Below are 23,072 nucleotides of genomic sequence, written 5' to 3' on the forward strand. Positions count from 1 at the left end.
CAGGGAAAATCGCTTCTTTACATTTTTAGGAACAAATGAATAACACCTCCCTCACCCGACAGCTTGGTTTAGTAGGATTGGCTGCCACCGGAATATGCTCCATGATCGGAGCTTCGATCTACGTGGTGCCCTTTATGATCCAAAGAAATGTTCCCGGAATTGGTCCCTATGTGCTTCCTGCCTTTCTTTTTGCGGCCATTCCGGCAGTTTTCGCGGCTCTAGCCTACACCATTTTGGCTTCCGCCATGCCCCGGGCCGGGGGATCTTACCTCTATGCCAGCAGGGCGATCCATCCTTATTTCGGGTTTGCTGCCAGCTTTTCCCAGTGGTTTGGGCTTTCCATCGTAATCGGGGTAATTGCTTACGTGGTGGTTCCCTTTTTTCGGGATGTGGCCCAGGCTCTCCAATGGACGGGAATTGCAGAGGTTTTGGAAATCGGAAGTGTGCGGGTTTTGCTCTCACTTACCTTGCTTTGGGCCTTTGTAGGGATCAATATTCTGGGAGTTTCCTTTTATGAGAAGACCCTGATTCCCCTGATGCTACTCATGTTTGGCTTGGGGGCAATTGTGATTGTTTGTGGACTGGTTTACGATCAGAGCGATTTTATGCTGGCCTTACAGGCTAAGGAAAACAGGACCCTTGAGCTCTATTCCGGAGCTTTGGACTGGAAAACTTTTCTCTCTGCCGCGGCATTGTTGTTTTCCAGTTTTATCGGCTTTGATGCGATTGCCCAAGCAGGAGGAGAGGCCAAGAATCCTGAGAAAAATCTTCCCCGGGCTATCGGCTTGGCCATTTTTGGCGTAGGTCTCTTCTACTTCGCTTTCACTTATGCGATCTATAATACCGTTCCCTGGCAGTTTGTGGCCGAGGAGGCACTGAAAAAAGATTTGACAGCAGCAGGACTTCTGAGCTATGTTTTGCCCTCAAGTCTTGGCGTTTTGATTCTTTTGGGAGCCGCAATAGCCTTGTTGAATGACCTTCCTGCTATGATTCTTTCAGTTTCCCGACTGGTATTTTCCTGGGCAGAGGACGGCATTTTCCCTTCCAAATTAGCTGCAGTACATCCTAAATTTCACAGTCCCCACTTTGCCATTGTATTGAGTGGAGTGGTCTCCACCTTGGGGATTTTGGGAAGTCATTTTGCCGGAGATTTCTTTTTGGGCATCGATATCATGGTGACATCCATGCTGGTAAACTTCCTGCTGATGTGCCTTTCCTTGTTGCTTTTCCCAAAGGTAAATCCTCAGCTTTACACCAGAATCATTGTTTTCAAAAGTCGTCTGCTCCAAGTGCTGGTCGGCTTGGGAGGGGTGATTTTTCTGGGCGGCTTCCTAGTTATTCATATCCTAAAAGACCTTCAAAGTCAATTATCGAATTGGTATTTTCATTCCACTTGGATTTGGCTGCTGGTGATGGGACTTGCCTCTATCTATTTTCTTATCCGTTGGAAAACCAAAATTGCAGGCAATCCCGAGTTAAAAAATCAATTTTCTCAATTACCCTCTGAATAAAATGTCGATTAACCGAACCATAGAACTTGCTCCAGGACTTCATATTTCCCGTGCCCTTATCGGACTTTGGCAGATTGCCGACATGGAGCGGGATGGCAAAAAATTAGACCCCATACCCCTTGCACAGGCCATGAAATCCTATGTGGATGCCGGTTTTCATACTTTTGACATGGCTGATCATTATGGATCTGCGGAGGAGATCTCCGGAGTTTATAGAAAAACCTATGGGGAAAATACAGCCCAGCATTTCACCAAATGGGTGCCTTCTCCGGGAAATTTGACCAAGGAACAAGTCCGTGAGGCAGTCCAAACTGCCCTTCACCGAATGCAAACTGAGCGGATCGACCTGATGCAGTTTCATGCTTGGCAATATTCTCACCCTAGTTGGTTAGACGCTCTTTTTTGGCTTCAAGAGCTGAAGGAGGAAGGTCTGATCAGGCATTTGGGTTTGACAAATTTTGACACCGCCCATTTGAATATCGTGGTGAATTCAGGAATTGAAGTGGTGTCCAATCAGGTTTGCTATTCTCTTTTGGATCAAAGAGCTTCTGGGGAGATGACCGAATTCTGCCAGAAGCATGGGGTAAAACTACTTGCCTTTGGAACTATTGCCGGAGGATTTCTTTCAGAAAAGTGGCTCGGCAAGCCCGAACCCAAGTTGGATGAATCCCTGACTTGGTCTCAGATGAAGTATAAGCGATACATAGACACTGCTGGTGGTTGGGAAAATTTCCAAAACCTTCTAAAAGTCCTTCAACCGATAGCAAAGGCCCATGAAGTAAGTATTTCGACCTTGGCAAGTCACTACATCATGACCCGCCCAGCGGTGGGAGGAGTGATTATCGGGGCGAGATTGGGACAAAGCCAGCACTTGGTGGAGAACCAGCAGCTCTTTTCTTTTTCCTTAAGTGAAAAAGAAAAAACAGCCATTCAAACTGCCTTGTCCATGTTGGCGAAAATCCCTGGAGACTGTGGAGATGAATATCGAAAGCCGCCTTTCCTGACTGCTTCCGGGGATTTGAGTCATCATTTGGAAAATTTCCCTGCGCCTTATCCCACCCGTCCTGGAAGCGATGGTCGAACCAAAGCACTCAGCGGAACCATCTGGGAAGATATAGCAGGATTTAGTAGAGCTGTTCGAAAAGGCAACCGGATTTTGGTCTCTGGAACTACGGCTACTCATGGATCAAAAGCCATTGGTGGCAAAGACCCTGCTGCCCAGACGCACTACATTCTGGATAAAATCGAAGGAGCGATTCTTTCTCTGGGAGGGAAAATGGAAGATGTGGTCCGAACCCGGATTTTTATCCGGAATGTGGATCAATGGGAGCCTATTTCCAGAGCTCATGGAAAGCGGTTTGGGGAGATCCAGCCGGCCAACACGATGGTAAAAGCTGAATTGATCGGGGAAGAATATTTGGTAGAAATCGAGGCAGAAGCTGTCGTAGAATCTTAACTTTCACCCTGAAACGAGTCAAATTTGACCTAGTTTGGCCCGGAAATCCAACCCATCCTCCTTATGCAAAAGATCCTAGTTCAGTCTTATAAAAGTCCATGGGGAGAGCTTGTTCTCGGGGCATTCCAAGACCAGCTTTGTCTATGCGACTGGAAGTTTAGGAAAATGAGGCAGGCAGTAGATGCCCGGCTGGAAAAAGGCCTTCAAGCAGAAATGGAGGAAGGGACTCATCGGATATTGGAGCAGACTATTCAGCAATTGGAGGAATACTTCGACGGAAAGAGAAAGGAATTCACCTTGCCTTTGTTGACCGTTGGTTCGGATTTTCAAAAAAGCGTTTGGGAAGCCCTTCAAAGAATTCCTTTCGGAGAAACCCGCAGCTACCTCCAGCTTTCCGAGGACTTGGGAAATCCAGATGCGATACGGGCGGTAGCCTCCGCCAATGGAGCCAATGCGATATCCATTTTAATCCCCTGTCATAGAATCATTGGTTCGGATGGCAGCTTGGTCGGCTATGCCGGGGGACTGGATGCCAAGAAAAAGCTTCTCAAACTCGAGGGAGCCAAAGCATTTCAACCAAAGGGGCAAACCAGCTTGTTTTAATTCCCATGGGCCATGGGAAGAGTTCAAGTCTTAAGGGACACTCTTTTCAACTGATTTTTACTAACTTTTGGAAAACCCTCATCATCATTTATGCACCCAATTCTCAAAAACTTTATTGCAATCGTAGTAGGACTTCTGATCGGAGGAACCGTAAATATGGGCTTGATCATGATCAGCGGATCTATCATTCCTCCTCCTGAAGGTGCCAATCTAACTACCATGGAAGGCCTGATAGAGGCTATGCCACTCATGCAGCCCAAGCACTTCCTCTTCCCTTTTTTGGCTCATGCCCTCGGAACTTTGGTGGGAGCATTTATCACTGCAAAACTTGCCGTCAAGTTCAAATGGTATCTCGCTTTGTTTATCGGCTTTATGTTTTTTATCGGTGGAACAATCAACGTCATGAGCCTTCCCTCTCCACTTTGGTTTAATGTAGTAGATCTGCTTGGCGCCTATTTCCCAATGGCATGGATCGGAGCATCCTTGGCTGGAGTCAAAAAACCAGGACCAAAAACTCCAAAAATCTGAAAAATGTCCCTAGCCCATTCAACCTCCAAACCCATGAAGATCTTCCTAATGCTCGGCCTTTCTTTTTTGAGCCAAATTACATGGGCTCAATCCCGTGAGGAAGTCCTTACCGCCGCTGAAAAATTTCGCTTAGCCATGCTTTCAGAGGATCACGAAACCCTACGAACGCTCACCTCCAAAGACTTGAGCTACGGTCATTCCAGTGGTTTGATAGAAAATCAGGAAGAATTTCTAAAAGTCTTCGAAACCAAAAGTCAGGATTACCAGGTTTGGGATGTCAGTGACTTTTGGATGAATTTTCATGGAGAAAATCTGGCAATGGTCCGATACAATGTCCACGCTGAAATCGCCAACTCAACCAATGTCAGCAAGCTCGACTTGGGGCTACTGATGGTGTGGATTAAAGAAGATGGAAGTTGGAAACTATTGGCAAGGCAGGCATTTAGAAAACCCGGGACTTAAAAATCCGGCATCCCTATTTTTTCAAGAATCGCCGCCATGGTCCTTATTTGAACATCTCCTCAATTGACGGAGCGGCTTTGGAGTCCGGATATTCCAGTCCCAAAAGCTTAAAAATAGTTCTAGCTACCATGGCACTGCTCCATTGGCCTTTAGTCTTCAATTCTCCGGAGGCAGGCGTATCTGGTCCCATTGCCATCAGCCAGATCTGTCCAGCCTCCGGGATAGACTCCCCATGTCCCTTCCAACTGGATTTGGTAATACCTCTTCCGTGATCGACGCCGATGATAAGAGTGGTTTTATCCTTGTATTGAGGATCTGCTTGGATGGTTTCCCAGATTTCCCGGATATACTTGTCTGTTTGATGAGCAGACAAAAGGTATCGGTCATATTTCCCACCATGAGCCCAGTCATCCGTTTCCCCGTACGCGATGTAAACTACCCGAGGCTTATTTTTTTTGATCGCTTCCAAAGCATAATGATGTGTAAAAGGATCCAACCTCACCTCATCCCATGGTCCACGGATCTCCTGCTGTAACCTATTGATGGTTCTCTCCACTTCAGTAAGATTTTCACCTTCTGCCAAATCAAATCCCGCGTTGACAGGTATCCCACTCCTTTGCTCATTGATGATGTAGGGGAAAACATCCCAGCTTCCAAAAGCCATGACCTTGCCTCTGAATTCAGGCAATCTATTCAAGTGCTCCAAAAAAGTGACATTGGGATTGTTGATTTTGGAATTGCTGGTGATCCGCTCGTCATCGGCAAATCCACTCAAAATCTCGTTATAGCCCGGGTAGGAAAACCACATTTTATTGCTGTTGTCCACCTTGTTCCCATAGGCACGGTTGCCATAGATCTGGCCTTTTTGGGCGATGGTTCCCCAAAAAAAAGGAAACAGCATCTCTCTTCGAACTTTGGGGTCCGTATTCCAAAAATCTCCCAATAAAGTCCCCGGAGAATGAATCATGCCAGTATCATCCACCAACAAAGAATCCGCCCCTTTGAAAAGCTCCTGCCAGCGCAACCCGTCTAAGGTGATCAAAATGACATTTTCAGTTTTAGTGGTCTTTTGGGAAAAACCCTGGGCAATGCCGATGAAAAACAAGAGAAGGACAATTTGAAACCTAGCGATTTTGGCCATAGCAGACTTAATTTTTTATTGAAGAAAGCGAGATTTTCGGGAATAATCCAAAAGTAAAGTAATTACCTATAAGCACTTACAAAAGGTAAAATGCGCCTTTGGCCAAAATCACCAACTCCTCTTCCATCCCTTGAGGAAGCTGAATGGCGGTATTTTCACCATTGGATTCCAAAACCTCCACCTTCACCTTTTTCAGCATAAAACCCTTTTCGTCCTCAGAAGCTTTCAAGAGAATAAAAGACTCTCCGTCCAAGTCCACGATAGCCCGGGTCGGCACAGCCCAGCGTTCTGTCGGCTCCAGCTGAAGCCTTCCCTCCAGATACATTCCAGGCACCAATTTTTCCTCCAACTTTTCGTCCAATAGATGACTATGAACCATGACTTGCCTGCTTTCATTGATCACTTGCCCAATCATATAAACCTGGGCTTCAAAGACATTCTCACTAATATCAAGGGAATTAAGTTTTACCTTTTGCCCTACCTTGACCTTGGTCACATCCTTCTCAAACACCATTAATTCGACATGAAGATGCTCCCTGCTAATCAAGGTGACAGCCTTTCCTGCCACGGGAAGAAAAGTACCCGGAACTACAAAAACATTCTCCACGAATCCATTGACCGGAGAAAAAACGGGGATTTTGGACCGGATATTCTCCGGAGTAAGTTGCTCAGCTTGGATATGAATCAGAGCAAGTTGCTTTTTCAGGCTATTGGCTTTTGCCAGAGTGCTTTGGTAATCGGCCTCGGCTTTCAGGTAATTTTTCTGAGAAGCGATCTGCTCTCCATAGAGCGTTTTTTGGCGCTCAAACTCTGATTTGAGGTAATTCAATTGAGAGTTTGCCTGAAGGTAATCCTGCTGAATTTGGATGAAATCCGGGTTTTCGAGGTAGAAAAGAATTTCTCCTTTCCGCACAGGCTGTCCTTCCACCAGCTTAAGTCCGCTGACGTATCCTCCAAAATAAGCGGAAATTTCCACCATTCCCTCCACTGGCACTTTGACCATGGCTTGTACATTGACCTCCTTGGAGAAGGTCGCTTTTTCAGTTTTCCCCCAATCCATTTTCATTGCTTCAAACTGGGCTTTGGTCAGTCTGACCTCATCGCCACCTTGATCGGCCTGACCGACTTCGATTGAGTTTTCACCGGAGGAATCTCCTGAACCACAGGAGAAAAACAGGGCTGAGAACATCAAAACTGAGAAAAAAACAATGGGCTTCATGGTAAGGTGAGGTAATTGATTTCAAGAAGATTTAATTGGTATTCGAGCTTGCTCTGCAAATATTGGAGCGTAAGACTGCTGGAATTCTCCAGGAGCTGGACATATTGGAGAAAATCTATTTCTCCCTCTTTGTAAGATTTGGATGCATTGTCCAAAAGCTGCTCGCTGAGTGTTTTCCCTTCATTTTCATAAAACTCGATCACTTGGCGATTCTGAACCAGTGACTTTTGAATGCTTGCTCTGCGAGTTTCCAATTCCTGAGAAAAAGCTTGGGACTCCAGACTGATTTGCTCTTGGTATATTTTTCCAGCTTTGATTTTAGCACTTTGGGAGCCGAAAAAAAGAGGAATGCCAATTCCAGCCTGAAAAGCAGGATACACACTGGCATTGGGACTTGGATTGGTTCCTTGAGAAAAATCTAAAATCAAGTCAGGCAATAACGATCGCCTATCCAGCTTAACTTGATTTTCCGCCAGATCCTGATTTGCCTGATACCAAGCTAAGCTTGGATGCGTCCCGGGGCTTTCTTGGGAAAGGTTCAACTCACCGGGCTGCAAAACCAATGGCCCGGACCAGTTTAACAGGAGCCTAAGCTGATTCAAAGCAATCTCCCTGTTTTGGGTTGCTTCAAGCCTTTTCAGTGAAATTTCCTTTTGCTTGCTCTCACCGGTAAGTTTTTCCAGTAGATTGGTCTCTCCGGTTTCAAACTTTCGTCTGGAAGCTCTAGCGAACTCTCCATACAAGCTATCCAAATGGCTGTAGATCTTTTCCAAATCTCCCCAATAAACCGCTTTTACAAAGCTCTGAGAAACCTCCTTCTTCAGTTCTAATTCCCTGATTTCCACCTCGGCCATTCGGGCAGAAGTCGTAGCAGACAAAGCCCCTTTCTGCGCCGCATAGAGGCTTGGGAAGTCAAACCTTTGCCTCAAGCCAATTCTTCGGTTGTAATCTCCGTTTTCGGCAATATCATTTCGATCAGCCCCATAGTAAACCTCCGTCTTATCCACTGTCCAGGCGGATTTGCCTCGGGCCTCTGCCACGTCTATACTTTTTCGGGCTGCCTGAATGGAAACATTCTGTTGCAAGGCCCTATCCATGGCCATTTCCAAAGTCAAAGAAGAAGGAAGCTCCTGAGCTTGTAGCTCCTGAATCCCCATCAATCCAAGAAGAACTGCTAAAATTCCCAGTGGCTTTCCAAAGCTTGGAATCTCTTTTTTCTGATGAAAAAGAACATACAAAACCGGCAATACGACCAAAGTCAGCAGCGTAGCAGAAATCAATCCTCCGACGACCACTGAAGCCAAAGGACGCTGCACTTCAGCTCCTGCAGATTGGCTGATCGCCATCGGCAAAAATCCCAAAGCAGCAGCCGAAGCCGTCAGGAGTACTGGACGCATTCGGTCCTTTGCACCAATCAATACCAGTTGACGGATGTCTTTGTATTTGTCTTTCATGGATTTAAAATGTTCAATCATCACGATTCCATTGAGTACTGCAATTCCAAACAAAGCGATAAAGCCTACACCAGCGGAAATACTGAAGGGCATGTCTCTAATCCAAAGCACAGCCACCCCGCCGATGGCGGACAGTGGAATTGCAGAATAGATCATCAAGGCATCCCGGGTGGATGAGAAAGCGAAATACAGCAAGATAAAAATCAGGATCAACGCAATCGGCACTGCAATCATCAATCGATTTCTGGCGTTTTGGAGATTTTCAAATTGCCCCCCATAGTCCACCCGATAACCTTCCGGAATAGTAATCTGATCACGGACGATTGCCTGGACGTCATCCACTACAGATTGCAAATCCCTGTTTCGGACATTGACCCCGATGACTACCCTTCGCTGGGTATTATCTCTGGAGATTTTTGCAGGACCTTTGGTGTAAGAGATTTTGGCCAATTGGGAGAGTGGCACCGTCCCACCTCTAGGAAGCTGAATAGCAGCATTTTCAAGATTGGAAATATCTTTTCGATAGGGAAGATCAAAGCGAACCACCAAGTCAAACTGTTTTTCTCCTTCAAAGACTGTCCCGGCCACTTTTCCTGCAAAGCCAGTTTCCACAATTTCATTCAGATCGGATACATTCAGCCCAAACTGGGCTATTTTCTTCCGGTCAAATTCGATTTTCATCTGGGGAAGACCATCCACTTTTTCCAGAATGATATCTGCTGCTCCTTCCACACCTTGGATTGCTGCTTCGATTTCTTGGGCAGTCTTGAGCAGCACTTCCAAATCCTCTCCAAAAACCTTGATCGCCAAATCTGCTCTCACGCCTGTGATCAGTTCATTGAAGCGCATTTCTATAGGCTGGGTAAATTCAAAGTCCAAACCTGGAATCACCTCCAAAGCCTCCTTGAATTTATCTGCTAATTCGTCCTTGGTTTCTACCGTGGTCCATTCTGAAGGCGGATGCAAGGTCACGATCACATCACTTTCCTCCATAGACATCGGGTCGGTTGGAATTTCTGCTGCACCTATCCGCGTCACCACTTGTTTGACTTCAGGGAATTCCTTGAGGATTTTTTCTACCTGAGTAATGGTCTCCACGGTATTGCTCAGGGTAGTGCCGGTTTTCAGAACCGGCTGAATCACAAAATCCCCTTCGTCCAAAGTAGGCACAAACTCCGCCCCCATCCTGGAGAATAGCAACGCCGCACTGAGCAATAATGCCGCCGCAACCGATAAAATGGTTTTAGGGTGAACTAGGGCAAATTTTAGAACTGGTTCATAAACCTTGTTGAGCGATCGGATGATTCTGACTGAAACATTTTTGGGACCGGGGGCCTCAGACTTCAGGAAAAGCGAAGAAACCGCAGGTACATAGGTCAGGCCCAAAATCATCGCCCCGATCAAAGCGAAACTGAAAACCTCCGCCATGGGACGGAACATTTTTCCCTCAACTCCGGAAAGTGAAAGGATGGGAATAAACACAATGATGATGATGATCTGTCCAAAAATGGCTGAATGCATCATTTTGGAGGCTCCCTGAAATGAAATCTTATCCCTCTCGATCCGTCTTTCTTCCTTACTAAGCCCAGCAAACAAAGCTCCGGATTCTGCAAATCGAAAGGCGATGAACTCGACAATAATCACTGCTCCATCGATGATGATCCCAAAATCGATCGCTCCCAAACTCATCAGATTGGCATCCACCCCAAAAAGAAACATCATGGATAGGGCGAAAAGTAAACTCAAAGGAATCACGGACGCGACTACGAGTCCTGAGCGGAAATTGCCCAACAACAATACCACCACAAATATCACAATCAGACATCCCAGAATAAGATTCTCAGCAATGGTATGGGTAGTTTTATCGATCAATTCGGAGCGATCCAAAAAGCCATTGATCACAATCCCTTCAGGAAGTGTGGTCTCCATCTCAGCAATTCTTTCTTTTACCGCGTCGATGGTTCTTTTTCCATCTGCGCCTTTGAGCATCATAATCTGTCCTAGGACTTTTTCTCCTTCTCCATTGGCGGTAATTGCTCCGAATCGACTCGCTGCCCCGAATTTGACTTCTGCGATATCCTTGATGTATAGAGGGGTCCCATCCCTTACTTCCAATACAATATTTCCGATGTCCTCCAGATTCTTGACTTGCCCTTCTCCTCGGATAAAAAAACTTTCATTGGTCTTTTCAATATAGCTTCCTCCAGCGATGGAATTATTGGTCTCCAGAGCAGTGAAAATCTGATGCAAGGACACTCCCATTCCTTTCAGCCTTTCCGGATTGACTGCCACTTCGTATTGCTTTAGGAATCCACCCCAGGTATTGATTTCGACCACTCCGGGAATTCCCGCCAGCTGCCGCCTTACCACCCAGTCCTGGATTGTTCTCAAGTCCGTGATGCTATATTGATCTTCATAGCCAGGCTCGACATCGATGATGTATTGGTAAATCTCTCCTAGACCCGTGGATATCGGCCCCATAAACGGTGTCCCAAAGCCGGCTGGAATCTGAGCTTCCGCAATCTTGAGCCGCTCTGCGATCAGCTGTCTGGGCAGATAGGTTCCAAGATCTTCCTCAAAAACAATGGTCACCACCGAAAGACCAAACTTAGAAATGGAGCGGATTTCTACCACACCGGGGAGGTTGGCCATTTCCAGTTCCACCGGATAGGTGAGGTATTTTTCCACATCCTCTGTAGCGAGATTTCGGGAAGTGGTGATGATCTGCACCTGATTGTTGGTGACATCGGGAACAGCTCCTATGGGAAGTTGGCTCAGGGAATATACCCCAAATCCAATCCATAGAGCGATAAAAATACCGATGATCAGCTTGTTGGAAATACTCCAATGGATAATCTTATCGAGCATTGAGCGGAAGAATTTTTCTCAAAGATGCTCACCAAGCCTTAGGTCTATCTTAATCAATTCTTAAGATTTGCTTAAGAAACGGGTTTGGAGGGAACCCAGAGGGTAAATTTTGAGCCCTTCCCTACCTCACTTTTCCAGGAAATGCGGAGATGGATTTCTTCTGCTAGTTTTTTGACCAAAGCTAAACCCAGGCCCATTCCCGGAATTCCTTTTCGGTCTTCCGAAGTTTCCCTAAAAAACGGATCAAAGATTTTTTCCTGAACCTCTTCTGAGATCCCCAACCCAAAATCTTCCACCGCAATGAAAGCTTCATTGTCTTTCTTACCGGTGGAAAGAATTACCTCCTGCCCATCCTGAGAATATTTCAGGGCATTATCTAGCAGGTTGGAAAGGATTATCCTCAGGGATTTTTCACTGCTCATCACATAAATCGGGGCACCGGAATCAGTATCAAACCTAACTTTCCTGCCCGATTCTTTGGTTTTTTCATCCGCAATCTCCTCCAAAAATGTAATCAACTCAATCTCTTCAAACACCAGGCTACTTCCGTTTTCTACCCTTGCCAAGGTGAGCAATTGTTCGATCAAAGAGGACATCCGGTCGATACTTCCCAAGGCAGTTCGGATTTTTTGTTCGTACTCCTCTTGGGTTCTGGGTTTGCGAATCAGCACTTCCAATGTTCCTCGAAGCACAGAAAGGGGTGTTCTCAGCTCATGGGAGGCATCAGAGGTAAATTGCTTTTCCCTTTTCAAAGCTTTTTCCAGCCTTTCCAGAAGTTGATTGATGGAGTGTGTAAGAGCGATTATTTCTTGATTGGTTTCTCTGGCGCTGACACGTTCATTCAGATTACTTTGGGAGATTTGATTGGTCTGTAGGATGATTTCCCGGATGGGTTGAATGCTCCTTCCTGCCAAAAAACGCATCGTAAAAAAAAGAACCATCAAAGTCAGCGGGTAAAGCAAAAGAAGAATATTCCTGAGATTATCCAGCAGGTTTCTCGCATCTTCAAAAGACTGAGCTACCAGTAAATACCCTTCATTATTTCCTCCATTGGTCAGTAAAATCTGCATTTGCCTCACTTCTTCAGCTCCCAATTTCAGGGTCCAACCCGTTCCGGAATTCGCCCGTTCCGGATAAAAACCCAAATGGTTTTCCCGAAGATTCGGGGATCGGTCCATGGATTTGCCCTGCATATCGACGATTTCGATAAATATCGGCTTGAGCTGAATCTGGGTGTGCTCTTCCTCTTCCCATTCGTCCTTATGAAGGAACCGGATTTGTCCATTGACCAAAAAAATCTGCCCCTTGTGCTTGGCGAGTTCCAGCTCGAGTTCCTGATCAATCCTACGTGTGACCGTTATATTTACCACCAAATAGATCAATCCAAAAACCAGCAATACCAGCAAAGCTGTAACGGCTGTCAGTCTGCGTGCCAAAATGATTTTAAAGGAGCGCTGATTCATTCTTTTGCCATATAACCCACACCCCGAATGGTATGGATAAAATCATCTTCCTTGGTCAAATCAAGCTTCTTCCGCAAGGAATTGATGAATACATCAATCACTCCGGTATTGTATTCAAAATGAATATCCCAAACGCTTTCGATAATTCGGGTGCGCCGACAAACCTGGTTTTTATTTCTCAGCAAATACTCCAGCAAGGCAAATTCTTTCTGAGTAAGCTGTATCTCTTTTTCTCCTTTGAATACCTGAAATTTCTCCGGAAACATGGTAATCTCACCGAGTGTAAGCTTTTGTTCCGGGTTTTTACGTGCTCTCAGCTGCACTTGAATCCGGGCTAATAGCTCCTCAAACTGGAAAGGTTTTTTGATGTAATCATTGGCGCCACTTTGGAGTCCAAAAACGGTCTCATCCAAAGTGTCCTTTGCCGTGAGAAATATAATAGGGGTCTGCGAAAATCCCTTTCGGAACTGACGGGTAAGCTCAATTCCACTGATTCCCGGCAACATCCAATCCAGCAAAAGTAGATCATAATCTCCGGAGAGCGCGAGGTCAAGCCCGGTTTTACCATTGTCTGCCACGTCCACGGCAAAGTTTTCCTCCTCAAGACCTTGTTTGAGAAAACTGGAAATTCCGGGTTCGTCTTCGACTATTAGGATGCGCATCTAAAAGCAAATGAACGGGATTCTATCCTTTTCTGAAAAAGTGTATTCTTATTTTTTTCTTAAAAAAATAGCCTCCCGATCATTCGGAAGGCCAGATTTTTATGCCAATTGAGCTTCTTTCGATTTGGAGGAAGCTTTTCGTGAGGACTTCTTTTTCTTTCGCTTGTTCCACCAGATCAATGTTCCTGTGATAGGAAGTGAGGTTGCAATCAAACAGCCCAAAAACCAAAGGAATTTGGTGAACTGCCCAAAAATCTCCCCAGTATGAAGTGCCTTGACAGAGCGCCCGATCTGCTGCCGAACCGGCAAATCCGAAAACAACTTGGCTTCTTTGACATTTAACATGAGCGGTTCCAAGGTCAGCTGATCTGAACCTGCTCTGGCAAAAAAGCCAGTTCTGGACTTACTAACGCCGATATCTCCTCCCGGCTCAGCGGGTAAAGAAATTCGGGTATTACCGGGATAATTCAATTCCAAATTGCTGAAGGCCAAGACCTGATCCAGAGAAATCGGACGGGAAGGCATAGGAATCGGCTCATTTTCAACCTCTTCTTCGATTTTATTCCCTTCCTTTTCGGTTTTATTTCCCTCCGCAACAGGAGCTTGGTAAATATCCCAGGTCTTCTGCCAGCCTTCCCGGTACCATTGGTAGGACCAAAACGGGCCTGTCGCTGCCATGATGAATAAGGCAATCAGAGAATAAAATGCAAGCGTATTGTGGAGGTCATGGTTGACTCGCTTCCAGTTGCCGGACCATTTTATTTTCAGTCCCTGCTTCCAGTTTTTGACCTTTTGAGGAAACCAAATCACCAATCCGGTGATGACTCCCAAAAGGAAAAGTAAGGTAGCCACACCATTGATAAATCTTCCCAAATCGCGATTGCCCATACTATCCAATATCGGCTCTTCGATTTTGTCCAAGAGTAGCCATCTGTGCAGGGAAAACATATAGCCCATAAACTCCTCCGTGGACGTCTTTTCGGAATTATTTGCGAGGATCTCTGAGGTGTAAGGATTGACAAAATAAGTCACGGGTCTCTCTTCCCCCTCTTTCTTGATATTAAATTGGACTGTTCGGTCAGCGCCTTGGTACACCGACACCCCGACAACCTCGCCCTGAAGGCTTGCTTCCACACTCGACTTCAACTCGTCCAAAGACTTTCTTTCGCCTGAAGGTGTCACAAAATATCGCTCCGAATCCGCTGCTTCACGGATTTCAGTATTGTACACGTAGATCGTACCACTGAGACATACGGCGATCACAATCAAGCCGCTGATCAGGCCAGCGTAAAGGTGAATGTCATTAAAAAACTTTCTTACGGACTTCCACATAGTCTAATTAGGTTTTTGGAATGAGGAAGAGCAAAAGTAGGAATCAAATTCTTTATTTGGAATTAGTCTAAAAAAAAATTTAAAATAAATACACCTGCTTTTGGAAGAACTGATCAATCAAATTCTTTTCAGAAGGAAAAATTCTTCCTTACTTACCTTTTCATTCCAAATTCCCATATGAAATCCTTCCCCTATTTATTGGCTTTTTCGCTTCTGATTTTATTTTCCTGCACTACCAAAAACTCCGAGCCAGATCCGAGATTGAATCAACCGGAAGAATTCAAAAAACTTTTGGATGCCCATGGACACTGGAAAAAATGGGTGGATGCCAAATCCTTTACATTCAATATGGTTCATGAGACCAATTTGGCTTGGGAAAATCACTACATCGATCTGGTCGGTAGAAAAGTAAGGATTGATGCGGACAACTGGCAGATCGGGAATGACGGTGAAAAAGTCTGGATCAGCCCTAACAGACAGGCTTTTGAAGGGCAGTCGGTCAGATTTTACCACAACCTCTATTTTTACTTTTACAGCATTCCTTACATTTTCACCGACCCGGGAGTGAATGTTCAGAAAACTGAACCTAAAATGCTGAATGGGATTTCTTATGAAGCCTTTGAGGTGAGTTTTGACGCTGGCGTCGGAGATAGCTCAGGAGATAAGTATGTTATGCTGGTAGATCCAGAATCAGGAAGACTTGCCTGGGTACTGTACTCAGTGACTTTTTTCAATAAGGAAAACACCAAAATGAATGCTCTGAAATACGAGGATTACCGAGATGCTGATGGATTGGTCTTTCCACGAGTGATGACAGGATACGCATTGGAAAATGACTCCACACAAAACATCCGATATCAGGTAAGCTTTACCGGCCCTCTTTTAGTCAATGAAGAAATGGATCAAAAACTCTTCGAAATGCCCAAAGAAAAGGCCGTGGTAGCAAATTAAGCTTAGTGCTTTTTGTGCAAAAGCTTGATATCCACCCTTGCCTGAAGTTGGGACTCGGCGTGACCTGAAAAGGTCCCCTGAACAGGCAAGGTCTTATGAGGCTCCGGATGAACAGCTAACGGAATATGCAGATGATCCGTGAAAAGCCCCAAGCTCGGATCCAAACCTATCCACCCTGCACCCGGAAGGAATACCTCTATCCAGCCATGCAACTCATGCCCTTCCTCCAATTCGGGGTTGAAGGCGTAGCCACTGACAAACCGCGTGGCCAGGCCGAGATCTCGAAGCATCTGCATCTGCATAAAAGCTAAATCCCTGCAAGAGCCTGTTTTTGCCTGAAAAGTATGCTGAGGCTCCCAGAAGTTCTCCTCATTCCTAACCTGATGAGACCAGCCCTTGTGGATGTCCCGCGTAAGATTGACCAGAAAATCCACCAGCCCTTTAGATTCCTTTTTGATATCCAGGAGGAAATCCATGAACTGAAAATCTTCAGAATCGGTCAAAAAGGGAATTAGAAACGATGTATTTTCCTCATAGGAAAACTGGAAAAAAGGATCGTTCCAGCCCCGATCTTCAAATCCCTTGTCTAGGATAAATCCAAATGGATTGAACTCTCTGAGTTTGAAAATCCACTCCGAGGAGATTTCCAGAGACTCGGAATCCCCTTCAAACCAGCATTGGCAATACCAATTTCCAGCAAGATCCTGTCGGAAATTCTGCCCCACAGGGAACGGTAAAATATCAAACTTCTGATGCTCCACCCGAAAGTAAGGCCGGTGCTGGGGCTGAAGATACAGCTTGTGCACCCCGATATTCACGGGGCTAGAATAGGAATATAGAGTATGATGCCTGACCTGAATTAGCATAATCAGGTATTTTCCATCAAAGTCTCCAAGTCTTCAAAAGCACTGCTGAGTACTTGGGAAGGCAATTCTGCGATGGCATTTTTGAGACGGTTGTTCCAGAAATTCGAGATGTGCTCTAGCTCCTTTTGCTCAAACCTTTTCTCTTTGGTAAAATATTCTCCATCCTTCAATACTACCGTATCAATGGGGAAATCCACATCATTGGCAGAAATCCGCGTGGCATCAAAGGCCAAAAAGGCACATTTCAGCGCATAATCCAGGGAATCATCATAATGCAGAGATCTTTTCAACACCGGATGTCCGAAACCGGTATTGCCGATGATCACAAAAGGGGTTCCTTTTCGGATTTCGATCCAGTTGCCCTGGGGATAGAGCAAATACAATTTAGGCTCTGCATCATCTTCCAACTGGCCTCCGATGATGGAAAACAAATTGAATTGAAATCCTGCTTCCTCCAAAAAGACCTTATCTTCCTTGGCTACTACTTTTACCTGATTGCCAAACTCATTGACAGCCTGGTACATTTTGGTAAACTTATCATCCTTCTGGTCGATCACTTCTGAAAAATAGGTGATCGCTTTGTCCCGGACGGATCTGAGTCCAGAGGTCATGATGAAAAAGGAATGCTTTTTCTTGTTGACGGTGAATACTTTTTTGGAGGAAGTAGTCTCATTTCCGGAGGTGATCCGGGTGTCTGAGAGGCCTACCAATCCGCTTTTGGTTTTGATGCCGAGGCAAAAGGTCATGATTTTACTTATGATTTGACAATAACATTTTCCTTGAGTCGGAAGAAGTTACTGTCGATGAGGTCCGAAATATGGTTGATTTTTAATTGGAGTGCATCCAAATATTCATGAAGACCGGTAGAAATTATATCATTGACCTCTGAAAACTCCAGGCGGGACTTGAGCTCACCCATGGATTTTTCTGCTGAGTTTTTGAATCCACCGGTAATATTTTCCGAAATCAAATGGAGGTATTTTTCAGCTTCTTTGAGACAATAATAAATGGATCTGGGGAAATACTTGTTGAGCACCAGGAATTCAACCACCCCGGAAGGATCAATGGTTCCATATAGCCTGCGATAGGTATTAAATCCGGTCACCGACTTCAGCAGCGCTGTCCAATGGAGAAAATCCAGAGGAGTACCCACTTCCATGTGCGAAGGCAAAAGAATATGGTATTTCACGTCCAAGATCCTGGATGTCTTATCAGCGCGCTCGAGCATTTGGCCCAATTGACGAAATAACCAGCCCTCTGTTCTTGCTACAGTGGCATCTGCAAGACCGTAAATGAGGAGAATCTGATTTTTTACATTTTCGAAAAACTTTCGCGGATCCTCTTTCTTCCACATCTTTTTTTCACAGCCTTCCTGAAGCATGTAATACAGCTCATTGATTTTTTCCCAGGTTTCCTTACTCAGGTTTTCCCGGATGATTCTGGCATTTTCCCGGGCTCTGGTCACTGCAGAAATCATGGAGTTGGGATTATCCAGATCAAAAGCCAAAAAATGCATTACCTCACTCCGATCAAAGGATTCGTGCTTTTGCTTATATAATTCCAAGTCCCCGGTAGCGGCTACCAAGGGCTGCCATTGCTCCTTGAGGTCCATGGGAAGGTCCTGCATCAGGTTAAAATTCACATCAATAAATCGGGCATAATTCTCGGCTCTTTCCAGATATCTTCCCAGCCAATAAATATGATTTGCGACTCTACTCAGCATAGTCTCTTAATTATTTGTATAAAACCCAAGTATCCTTACTACCTCCACCTTGGGAGCTGTTCACTACCAATGAACCTTTTTTCAAAGCGACTCGGGTCAGGGAACCCGGAATTACTTCAATCTCATCCCCATAGAGAATGTACGGCCTCAAATCCACATGCCTGCCTTCAATTCCTTCCTCTGTCAAGCATGGAACCGTCGAGAGAGAAAGCGTAGGCTGGGCAATGTAATGCTTGGGGTTTTCCCGGATCAGCTTTCTGAATTTCTCATGCTCCTCAGGACCTGCTTTTGGTCCGATCAACATTCCATATCCTCCGGCAGCATCCGTCTCTTTGACGACCAAAGACTCGATATTATCCAATACATACTGTCGATCCTTTTCCTCCCTACAGAGGTAAGTAGGCACATTGTTCAAGATAGGCTCCTCGTCGAGGTAGTATTTGATAATTCTAGGGACGTAGGCATAGACAGCTTTATCATCCGCTACACCTGTACCGGGAGCATTTGCAAAGGCAATATTCCCTTCCTTGTAGGCTTCAAAAATCCCTGGGATCCCAAGCATAGAGTCCGGATTGAAGGTCAAAGGATCCAAAAAGGAGTCGTCAATTCTTCGATATAGCACATCGATCTGCTCCAAGCCTTTAGTGGTCTGCATATAGACCTTTTTATCCTTGACCGTTAGGTCCATTCCAGTTACCAATTCTACACCCATTTGCAAGGCAAGGTAGGAATGCTCAAAATAGGCCGAATTGTAAATTCCCGGAGTCAATACTCCTACCACCGGCTTTGGCTTATCCGATAGAAAACGAAGCATTTTCAGGAGCTTGGTAGGATAATCAGAGACGGGCATTACGCCCTCGTCATTGAAGAGCTGTGGGTATGCCCGCTTAATAATTTCCCTGCTCTCTAGCATGTAAGACACCCCAGATGGGCAGCGAAGATTATCCTCTAGGATGTAATATTCTCCGTCCTTATCCTTGACCAAATCTGTCCCGGTAATATGACACCAAATGCCTTTGGGAGGAGTAAGTCCTATGCACGGCTTAAGGTAATCTTTAGAACCTAAGATCAAATCCGCAGGCACAATGCCATCTTTGATGATGTTTTGCTCATTGTAAATGTCCTGGAGGAAAAGATTCAGAGCATGCACCCGTTGTTTAAGGCCAGCTTCCAGTTTTCTCCATTCTGAATTGGGAATGATTCTCGGGATTATATCCAAATGAAGGATCTTCTCCAAACCCTGATTGTCATGGTACACATTAAAGGTCATTCCCATGGCTTTCTGGGTCTTATTGGCTGAAAACTGCAACTGGTGCATCTTTTTCGATGAGGCTTTTTTCAAAAAATTTGCGAATTCAAGGTAATGAGGCCTAATCTGGCCTGTAGAGTCAAACATCTCGTCGTAATGTTCCCCACAGGAATATCCTTCTGTTTTCATAGGTAGATTTAATCATTTCTCTTCCATAAGTTAAGGAAGAAACCGGAAAATCAAATATTTTCAAATATTTCATTAAATACTAATCATTATTTTACCAAAAATTGATTTTCATTCAATTATTTTCATTTATCAAAGCCATTTTCAAACTATAAATAAAAAATCCAGAATTCTCAACTTCCTAAAATTGATTCTATTTTTACGCTCACATCTTAAGTAACCATGCCGAAGCGACTTTTAAAAATTCAAGATGCCCAATGGGTAAAACGTGTGACAATCTGGAGACAGGTCAAGGATGTGATTTTCATAGGGATCGGGGTAGTGATGGCGGCCATTGGCTTGAAGGGGTTCTTATTGCCTAATGGTTTTTTTGACGGCGGGGCAATGGGGGTCTCCTTGTTGCTTCAGATTTTGACACCCTTAAACCTCTCCATTTTGATCATTTTGGTCAATCTGCCTTTTATCTACCTCGGATATAGACAGGTGTCGTTAAGATTTGCTCTAAAGAGTACGCTAGCTATTTTCGCCCTTGCTCTTTTAGTGCATTACATCGAGCTCCCCACCATCACTGCGGATAAATTATTGATTGCGGTATTCGGAGGTTTTTTCTTGGGAAGCGGGATAGGTTTTGCGATTCGAGGAGGAGCTGTGATCGATGGGACGGAAGTTTTGGCGATTCAGGTATCCAGAAAGTCCAGTCTGACTGTCGGCGATTTTATCACCGTTTTCAATGTCTGTCTGTTCCTGGTGGCCGCATTGATGGTGGATTTAGAAACCGCCATGTATTCCATGCTTACATATTTCTCAGCATCCCGAACTGTTGATTTTCTAATTAATGGGGTAGAGGAATATCTTGGGGTGATGATCATCTCTGAATATAACGAGGACATCAAAACCAAAATCACTTATGATCTGGGCCGAGGTGTAACCGCATTTAAAGCCGATGGGGGCTTTGGGGAAAAAGCCAAAAATCCAGACCGAAACGTGCTATTCTGCGTGGTCACCCGACTGGAAGTAACCCGCGTATTAACCGAAATCGAAAAAATCGACCCTAAAGCTTTTGTGATTCAATATCCGATCAAGGACACCAAGGGAGGGATGATCAAGAAAAGGCCGCTGCATTGATTGGAAGACGCAAGAGACAAGACGCAAGAGACAAGACAATAGACTTTGGAATTACAGTAAAAAAGAAAGCCATTGGCAGGTATCCAATGGCTTTCCTCTTTAAATAGTCTATTGATTCTTGTCTCTTGTCTCTCGCTTCTTATCTCTTGATACTTGGTACTTTGTACTTGCTACTTAAGAAATCGTCGATCCACTCGCAGTTCCCTCATGAGGCACCAGCAGCTTCAGCTTTCCGTCTTTATCCTCGGCCATCAAGATCATTCCTTCAGAATCGATCCCCATCATTTTTCTTGGAGCCAAGTTGATTAACATGGTCACCTGTTTACCCACCAAAAACTCCGGTGCAAAATGCTCCGCTACTCCGCTCAAAACGGTTCTATGACCTAAGCCTGTATCTACCTTCAGCTTCAGCAATTTCTTGGATTTAGGCATAGGCTCCGCTTCCAAAACGGTCACCACTCTCATGTCCAATTTGGCAAAATCATCATACGTAATAATCTCCTTCATCGGAGTCACAGGGGCATTAGCAGCTTCGTTCATTTTCTTGGCATCCAGTAGTTTTTGCACTTGTTTTTCGACGGTTTCGTCTTCGATTTTTTCAAATAAAAGGCCCATCTGACCTAAAGCTCGGTTGGCACGGATCAGTTCACCATTTCCGGCATCTGCCCAATTCCCTTTCTCCATTCCGAAAAGATCAAACAGCTTTTTGGCGGTAAAAGGAAGGAATGGTTCAGACACTATCGCCAAGTTAGCAGCAATGTTCAGCGCGATATTCAGGATGGTTTTGGTACGGGCCTCATCGGTTTTGATTTCTTTCCATGGCTCGGTATCAGCCAAGTATTTATTTCCCAATCGGGCCAAATCCATGACTAAGCTCAAAGCCTCTCGGAACCGGTATCGCTCGATGGAGGCTTCAATTTTGGCAGGAAACTCAGCCAATTCCTTCAGCACTTCCTGATCGATCCCTCTCAATTCTCCCCTTTCCGGTACGATTCCCTGGAAAAACTTCTGATTCAGGACTACCGCCCGATTCACAAAATTGCCGTAGATGGCAACCAACTCGCTATTGTTTCTTCCCTGAAAATCCTTCCAGGTAAAGTCATTGTCTTTCGTTTCCGGAGCATTTGCCGTCAAAACATAGCGAAGGACATCCTGCTTACCGGGAAACTCCTCCAAATATTCGTGCAGCCAAACAGCCCAATTGCGGGAAGTAGAGATTTTATCCCCTTCCAGATTCAAAAACTCATTGGCAGGGACATTATCCGGAAGGACATAACCTCCATGCGTTTTCAAAATCGCAGGGAAAATGATGCAGTGGAACACAATATTATCCTTGCCGATAAAGTGAACCAGCTTGGTATCCTGATCTTTCCAATAAGGCTCCCAATCGATTCCTTTCTCAGCCGCCCATTCCTTGGTCGAAGAGATGTATCCAATCGGTGCATCAAACCAAACATAAAGGACTTTGCCCTCTGCATCCTGCAAGGGAACTTTAATCCCCCAGTCCAAATCCCGGGTCATGGATCTGGCCTGAAGGCCATCCCCTGCTTCTAACCAAGATCGGCATTGACCGAGGACATTGTTTTTCCAGTCATTGGCATGCTCTTCCAATATCCATTTTTTCAAAAAGCCTTGGTACCTGGCCAAATCTAAAAACCAATGCTTGGTTTCTTTAAGAACCGGAGTATTTCCACTCAACTTGCTTTTGGGGTTGATCAGGTCAGTTGGTGATAAGGAAGTTCCGCATTTTTCACACTGATCCCCATAGGCATTCGGATTTCCGCATTTAGGGCAAGTACCCTCGATGTATCGGTCAGCCAAAAACTGCTTGGCTTCTTCATCATAATACTGCTCAGTAGTCTGTTCCAAAAACTCACCCTTTGCATAAAGATCTTTGAAAAAGCCTTGGGCTGTTTCATGATGAATTTGAGCAGAAGTCCGGGAATAATGATCGAAGCTGATTCCAAAGTCCTGGAAGCTTTTTTTCATCATCGCATGGTAGTGATCTACCACTTGCTGGGGAGTTTTCCCTTCTTTTTGGGCTTTGATGGTGATAGCTACCCCATGCTCATCAGACCCACAGATATAGGTTACTTCCCTACCTTGGGAACGTAAGTAGCGGACATATATATCTGAGGGAACATAACATCCCGCCAGGTGGCCTATATGTAAAGGCCCATTGGCATAAGGCAAAGCCGAGGTAATGGTGTATCGTTTGAATTGTTTATTGCTCATGGGTGAAATAGATGGAAGACAGAAGACCGAAGACCGGA

At 45.1% G+C, this 23,072-nt stretch carries 18 protein-coding genes; 7 read left to right on the forward strand and 11 right to left on the reverse strand.

What is annotated here, in order from left to right; genetic code table 11:
- The first annotated feature begins 35 nt into the window (after window positions 1–35).
- The 5 genes from G458_RS0102220 (at window position 36) to G458_RS0102240 (ending at window position 4,560) form a co-directional block, all read left to right on the forward strand.
- Window positions 36–1,511 (forward strand): APC family permease, encoded by a 1,476-nt coding sequence (locus G458_RS0102220; protein ID WP_026950462.1) that lies wholly within the window; start codon window positions 36–38, stop codon window positions 1,509–1,511.
- A 1-nt stretch (window position 1,512) separates the two neighbouring features.
- On the forward strand, window positions 1,513–2,967 hold the full coding sequence (locus tag G458_RS0102225) for an aldo/keto reductase (protein WP_026950463.1): 1,455 nt from the start codon (window positions 1,513–1,515) through the stop codon (window positions 2,965–2,967).
- Between the two features lie 63 nt (window positions 2,968–3,030).
- Entirely contained in the window at window positions 3,031–3,570 is a 540-nt protein-coding gene (locus tag G458_RS0102230) for a methylated-DNA--[protein]-cysteine S-methyltransferase (RefSeq protein ID WP_026950464.1), read from the forward strand.
- A 90-nt stretch (window positions 3,571–3,660) separates the two neighbouring features.
- Complete coding sequence (locus tag G458_RS0102235; RefSeq protein WP_026950465.1) at window positions 3,661–4,098, forward strand: hypothetical protein; 438 nt, start codon at window positions 3,661–3,663, stop codon at window positions 4,096–4,098.
- A gap of 33 nt (window positions 4,099–4,131) precedes the next feature.
- Window positions 4,132–4,560, forward strand: a complete 429-nt coding sequence (locus G458_RS0102240) for a nuclear transport factor 2 family protein (RefSeq protein WP_026950466.1) — start codon at window positions 4,132–4,134, stop codon at window positions 4,558–4,560.
- 43 nt (window positions 4,561–4,603) lie between these two features.
- On the opposite strand, the gene G458_RS0102245 is transcribed toward G458_RS0102240, so the two are convergent.
- From G458_RS0102245 to G458_RS0102275, 6 genes are all read right to left on the reverse strand, one after another.
- Window positions 4,604–5,701 (reverse strand): alkaline phosphatase family protein, encoded by a 1,098-nt coding sequence (locus tag G458_RS0102245; protein ID WP_035467563.1) that lies wholly within the window; start codon window positions 5,699–5,701, stop codon window positions 4,604–4,606.
- Between the two features lie 76 nt (window positions 5,702–5,777).
- The gene (locus G458_RS20045; protein WP_051286969.1) at window positions 5,778–6,920 is read right to left on the reverse strand and encodes an efflux RND transporter periplasmic adaptor subunit; all 1,143 of its coding nucleotides are present in this window, start codon (window positions 6,918–6,920) and stop codon (window positions 5,778–5,780) included.
- Window positions 6,917–11,242, reverse strand: a complete 4,326-nt coding sequence (locus G458_RS0102255) for a CusA/CzcA family heavy metal efflux RND transporter (protein WP_026950468.1) — start codon at window positions 11,240–11,242, stop codon at window positions 6,917–6,919. Before G458_RS0102255 ends, G458_RS20045 begins: the two co-directional genes overlap by 4 nt.
- Window positions 11,243–11,313: 71 nt before the next feature.
- Complete coding sequence (locus tag G458_RS0102260) at window positions 11,314–12,705, reverse strand: sensor histidine kinase (protein WP_026950469.1); 1,392 nt, start codon at window positions 12,703–12,705, stop codon at window positions 11,314–11,316.
- On the reverse strand, window positions 12,702–13,367 hold the full coding sequence (locus G458_RS0102265) for a response regulator transcription factor (protein ID WP_026950470.1): 666 nt from the start codon (window positions 13,365–13,367) through the stop codon (window positions 12,702–12,704). The genes G458_RS0102260 and G458_RS0102265 overlap by 4 nt, the downstream gene beginning before the upstream one ends.
- 99 nt (window positions 13,368–13,466) lie before the next feature.
- Window positions 13,467–14,699 (reverse strand): PepSY-associated TM helix domain-containing protein, encoded by a 1,233-nt coding sequence (locus tag G458_RS0102275; protein ID WP_026950471.1) that lies wholly within the window; start codon window positions 14,697–14,699, stop codon window positions 13,467–13,469.
- A 177-nt stretch (window positions 14,700–14,876) separates the two neighbouring features.
- Here G458_RS0102275 and G458_RS0102285 point away from each other — a divergent pair, with 177 nt between their 5' ends.
- On the forward strand, window positions 14,877–15,650 hold the full coding sequence (locus G458_RS0102285) for a DUF6503 family protein (protein WP_026950472.1): 774 nt from the start codon (window positions 14,877–14,879) through the stop codon (window positions 15,648–15,650).
- 2 nt (window positions 15,651–15,652) lie between these two features.
- Here G458_RS0102285 and G458_RS0102290 read toward each other — a convergent pair whose 3' ends face one another.
- Genes G458_RS0102290 through G458_RS0102305 form a run of 4 tightly spaced genes read right to left on the reverse strand, consistent with a single transcriptional unit; the run spans window position 15,653 to window position 19,677 of the window.
- The gene (locus tag G458_RS0102290; RefSeq protein WP_026950473.1) at window positions 15,653–16,516 is read right to left on the reverse strand and encodes a transglutaminase family protein; all 864 of its coding nucleotides are present in this window, start codon (window positions 16,514–16,516) and stop codon (window positions 15,653–15,655) included.
- A 2-nt stretch (window positions 16,517–16,518) separates the two neighbouring features.
- Window positions 16,519–17,262 (reverse strand): peptidase, encoded by a 744-nt coding sequence (locus G458_RS0102295; RefSeq protein ID WP_026950474.1) that lies wholly within the window; start codon window positions 17,260–17,262, stop codon window positions 16,519–16,521.
- An 8-nt stretch (window positions 17,263–17,270) separates the two neighbouring features.
- Window positions 17,271–18,239: an alpha-E domain-containing protein gene (locus G458_RS0102300; protein WP_026950475.1), complete on the reverse strand. Its 969-nt coding sequence runs from the start codon at window positions 18,237–18,239 to the stop codon at window positions 17,271–17,273.
- A gap of 10 nt (window positions 18,240–18,249) precedes the next feature.
- On the reverse strand, window positions 18,250–19,677 hold the full coding sequence (locus tag G458_RS0102305) for a circularly permuted type 2 ATP-grasp protein (protein ID WP_026950476.1): 1,428 nt from the start codon (window positions 19,675–19,677) through the stop codon (window positions 18,250–18,252).
- Between the two features lie 219 nt (window positions 19,678–19,896).
- Between G458_RS0102305 and G458_RS0102310 the strand changes: the two genes are divergently transcribed.
- A complete protein-coding gene (locus tag G458_RS0102310) occupies window positions 19,897–20,799 on the forward strand; it encodes a YitT family protein (protein WP_026950477.1) in 903 nt (300 codons plus the stop codon).
- Between the two features lie 174 nt (window positions 20,800–20,973).
- On the opposite strand, the gene metG is transcribed toward G458_RS0102310, so the two are convergent.
- Window positions 20,974–23,034 (reverse strand): methionine--tRNA ligase, encoded by a 2,061-nt coding sequence (metG, locus tag G458_RS0102315; protein ID WP_026950478.1) that lies wholly within the window; start codon window positions 23,032–23,034, stop codon window positions 20,974–20,976.
- Window positions 23,035–23,072 lie beyond the last annotated feature (38 nt).

It is taken from the genome of Algoriphagus mannitolivorans DSM 15301 (assembly GCF_000429425.1).
GTDB lineage: Bacteria > Bacteroidota > Bacteroidia > Cytophagales > Cyclobacteriaceae > Algoriphagus > Algoriphagus mannitolivorans.

Bases quoted from the DNA above. Each gene is read 5' to 3' on its own strand.
- G458_RS0102220 (WP_026950462.1), top strand. From the start codon at position 36: ATGAATAACACCTCCCTCACCCGACAGCTTGGTTTAGTAGGATTGGCT.
- G458_RS0102225 (WP_026950463.1), top strand. From the start codon at position 1,513: ATGTCGATTAACCGAACCATAGAACTTGCTCCAGGACTTCATATTTCC.
- G458_RS0102230 (WP_026950464.1), top strand. From the start codon at position 3,031: ATGCAAAAGATCCTAGTTCAGTCTTATAAAAGTCCATGGGGAGAGCTT.
- G458_RS0102235 (WP_026950465.1), top strand. From the start codon at position 3,661: ATGCACCCAATTCTCAAAAACTTTATTGCAATCGTAGTAGGACTTCTG.
- G458_RS0102240 (WP_026950466.1), top strand. From the start codon at position 4,132: ATGAAGATCTTCCTAATGCTCGGCCTTTCTTTTTTGAGCCAAATTACA.
- G458_RS0102245 (WP_035467563.1), bottom strand. From the start codon at position 5,701: ATGGCCAAAATCGCTAGGTTTCAAATTGTCCTTCTCTTGTTTTTCATC.
- G458_RS20045 (WP_051286969.1), bottom strand. From the start codon at position 6,920: ATGAAGCCCATTGTTTTTTTCTCAGTTTTGATGTTCTCAGCCCTGTTT.
- G458_RS0102255 (WP_026950468.1), bottom strand. From the start codon at position 11,242: ATGCTCGATAAGATTATCCATTGGAGTATTTCCAACAAGCTGATCATC.
- G458_RS0102260 (WP_026950469.1), bottom strand. From the start codon at position 12,705: ATGAATCAGCGCTCCTTTAAAATCATTTTGGCACGCAGACTGACAGCC.
- G458_RS0102265 (WP_026950470.1), bottom strand. From the start codon at position 13,367: ATGCGCATCCTAATAGTCGAAGACGAACCCGGAATTTCCAGTTTTCTC.
- G458_RS0102275 (WP_026950471.1), bottom strand. From the start codon at position 14,699: ATGTGGAAGTCCGTAAGAAAGTTTTTTAATGACATTCACCTTTACGCT.
- G458_RS0102285 (WP_026950472.1), top strand. From the start codon at position 14,877: ATGAAATCCTTCCCCTATTTATTGGCTTTTTCGCTTCTGATTTTATTT.
- G458_RS0102290 (WP_026950473.1), bottom strand. From the start codon at position 16,516: ATGCTAATTCAGGTCAGGCATCATACTCTATATTCCTATTCTAGCCCC.
- G458_RS0102295 (WP_026950474.1), bottom strand. From the start codon at position 17,262: ATGACCTTTTGCCTCGGCATCAAAACCAAAAGCGGATTGGTAGGCCTC.
- G458_RS0102300 (WP_026950475.1), bottom strand. From the start codon at position 18,239: ATGCTGAGTAGAGTCGCAAATCATATTTATTGGCTGGGAAGATATCTG.
- G458_RS0102305 (WP_026950476.1), bottom strand. From the start codon at position 19,677: ATGAAAACAGAAGGATATTCCTGTGGGGAACATTACGACGAGATGTTT.
- G458_RS0102310 (WP_026950477.1), top strand. From the start codon at position 19,897: ATGCCGAAGCGACTTTTAAAAATTCAAGATGCCCAATGGGTAAAACGT.
- metG (WP_026950478.1), bottom strand. From the start codon at position 23,034: ATGAGCAATAAACAATTCAAACGATACACCATTACCTCGGCTTTGCCT.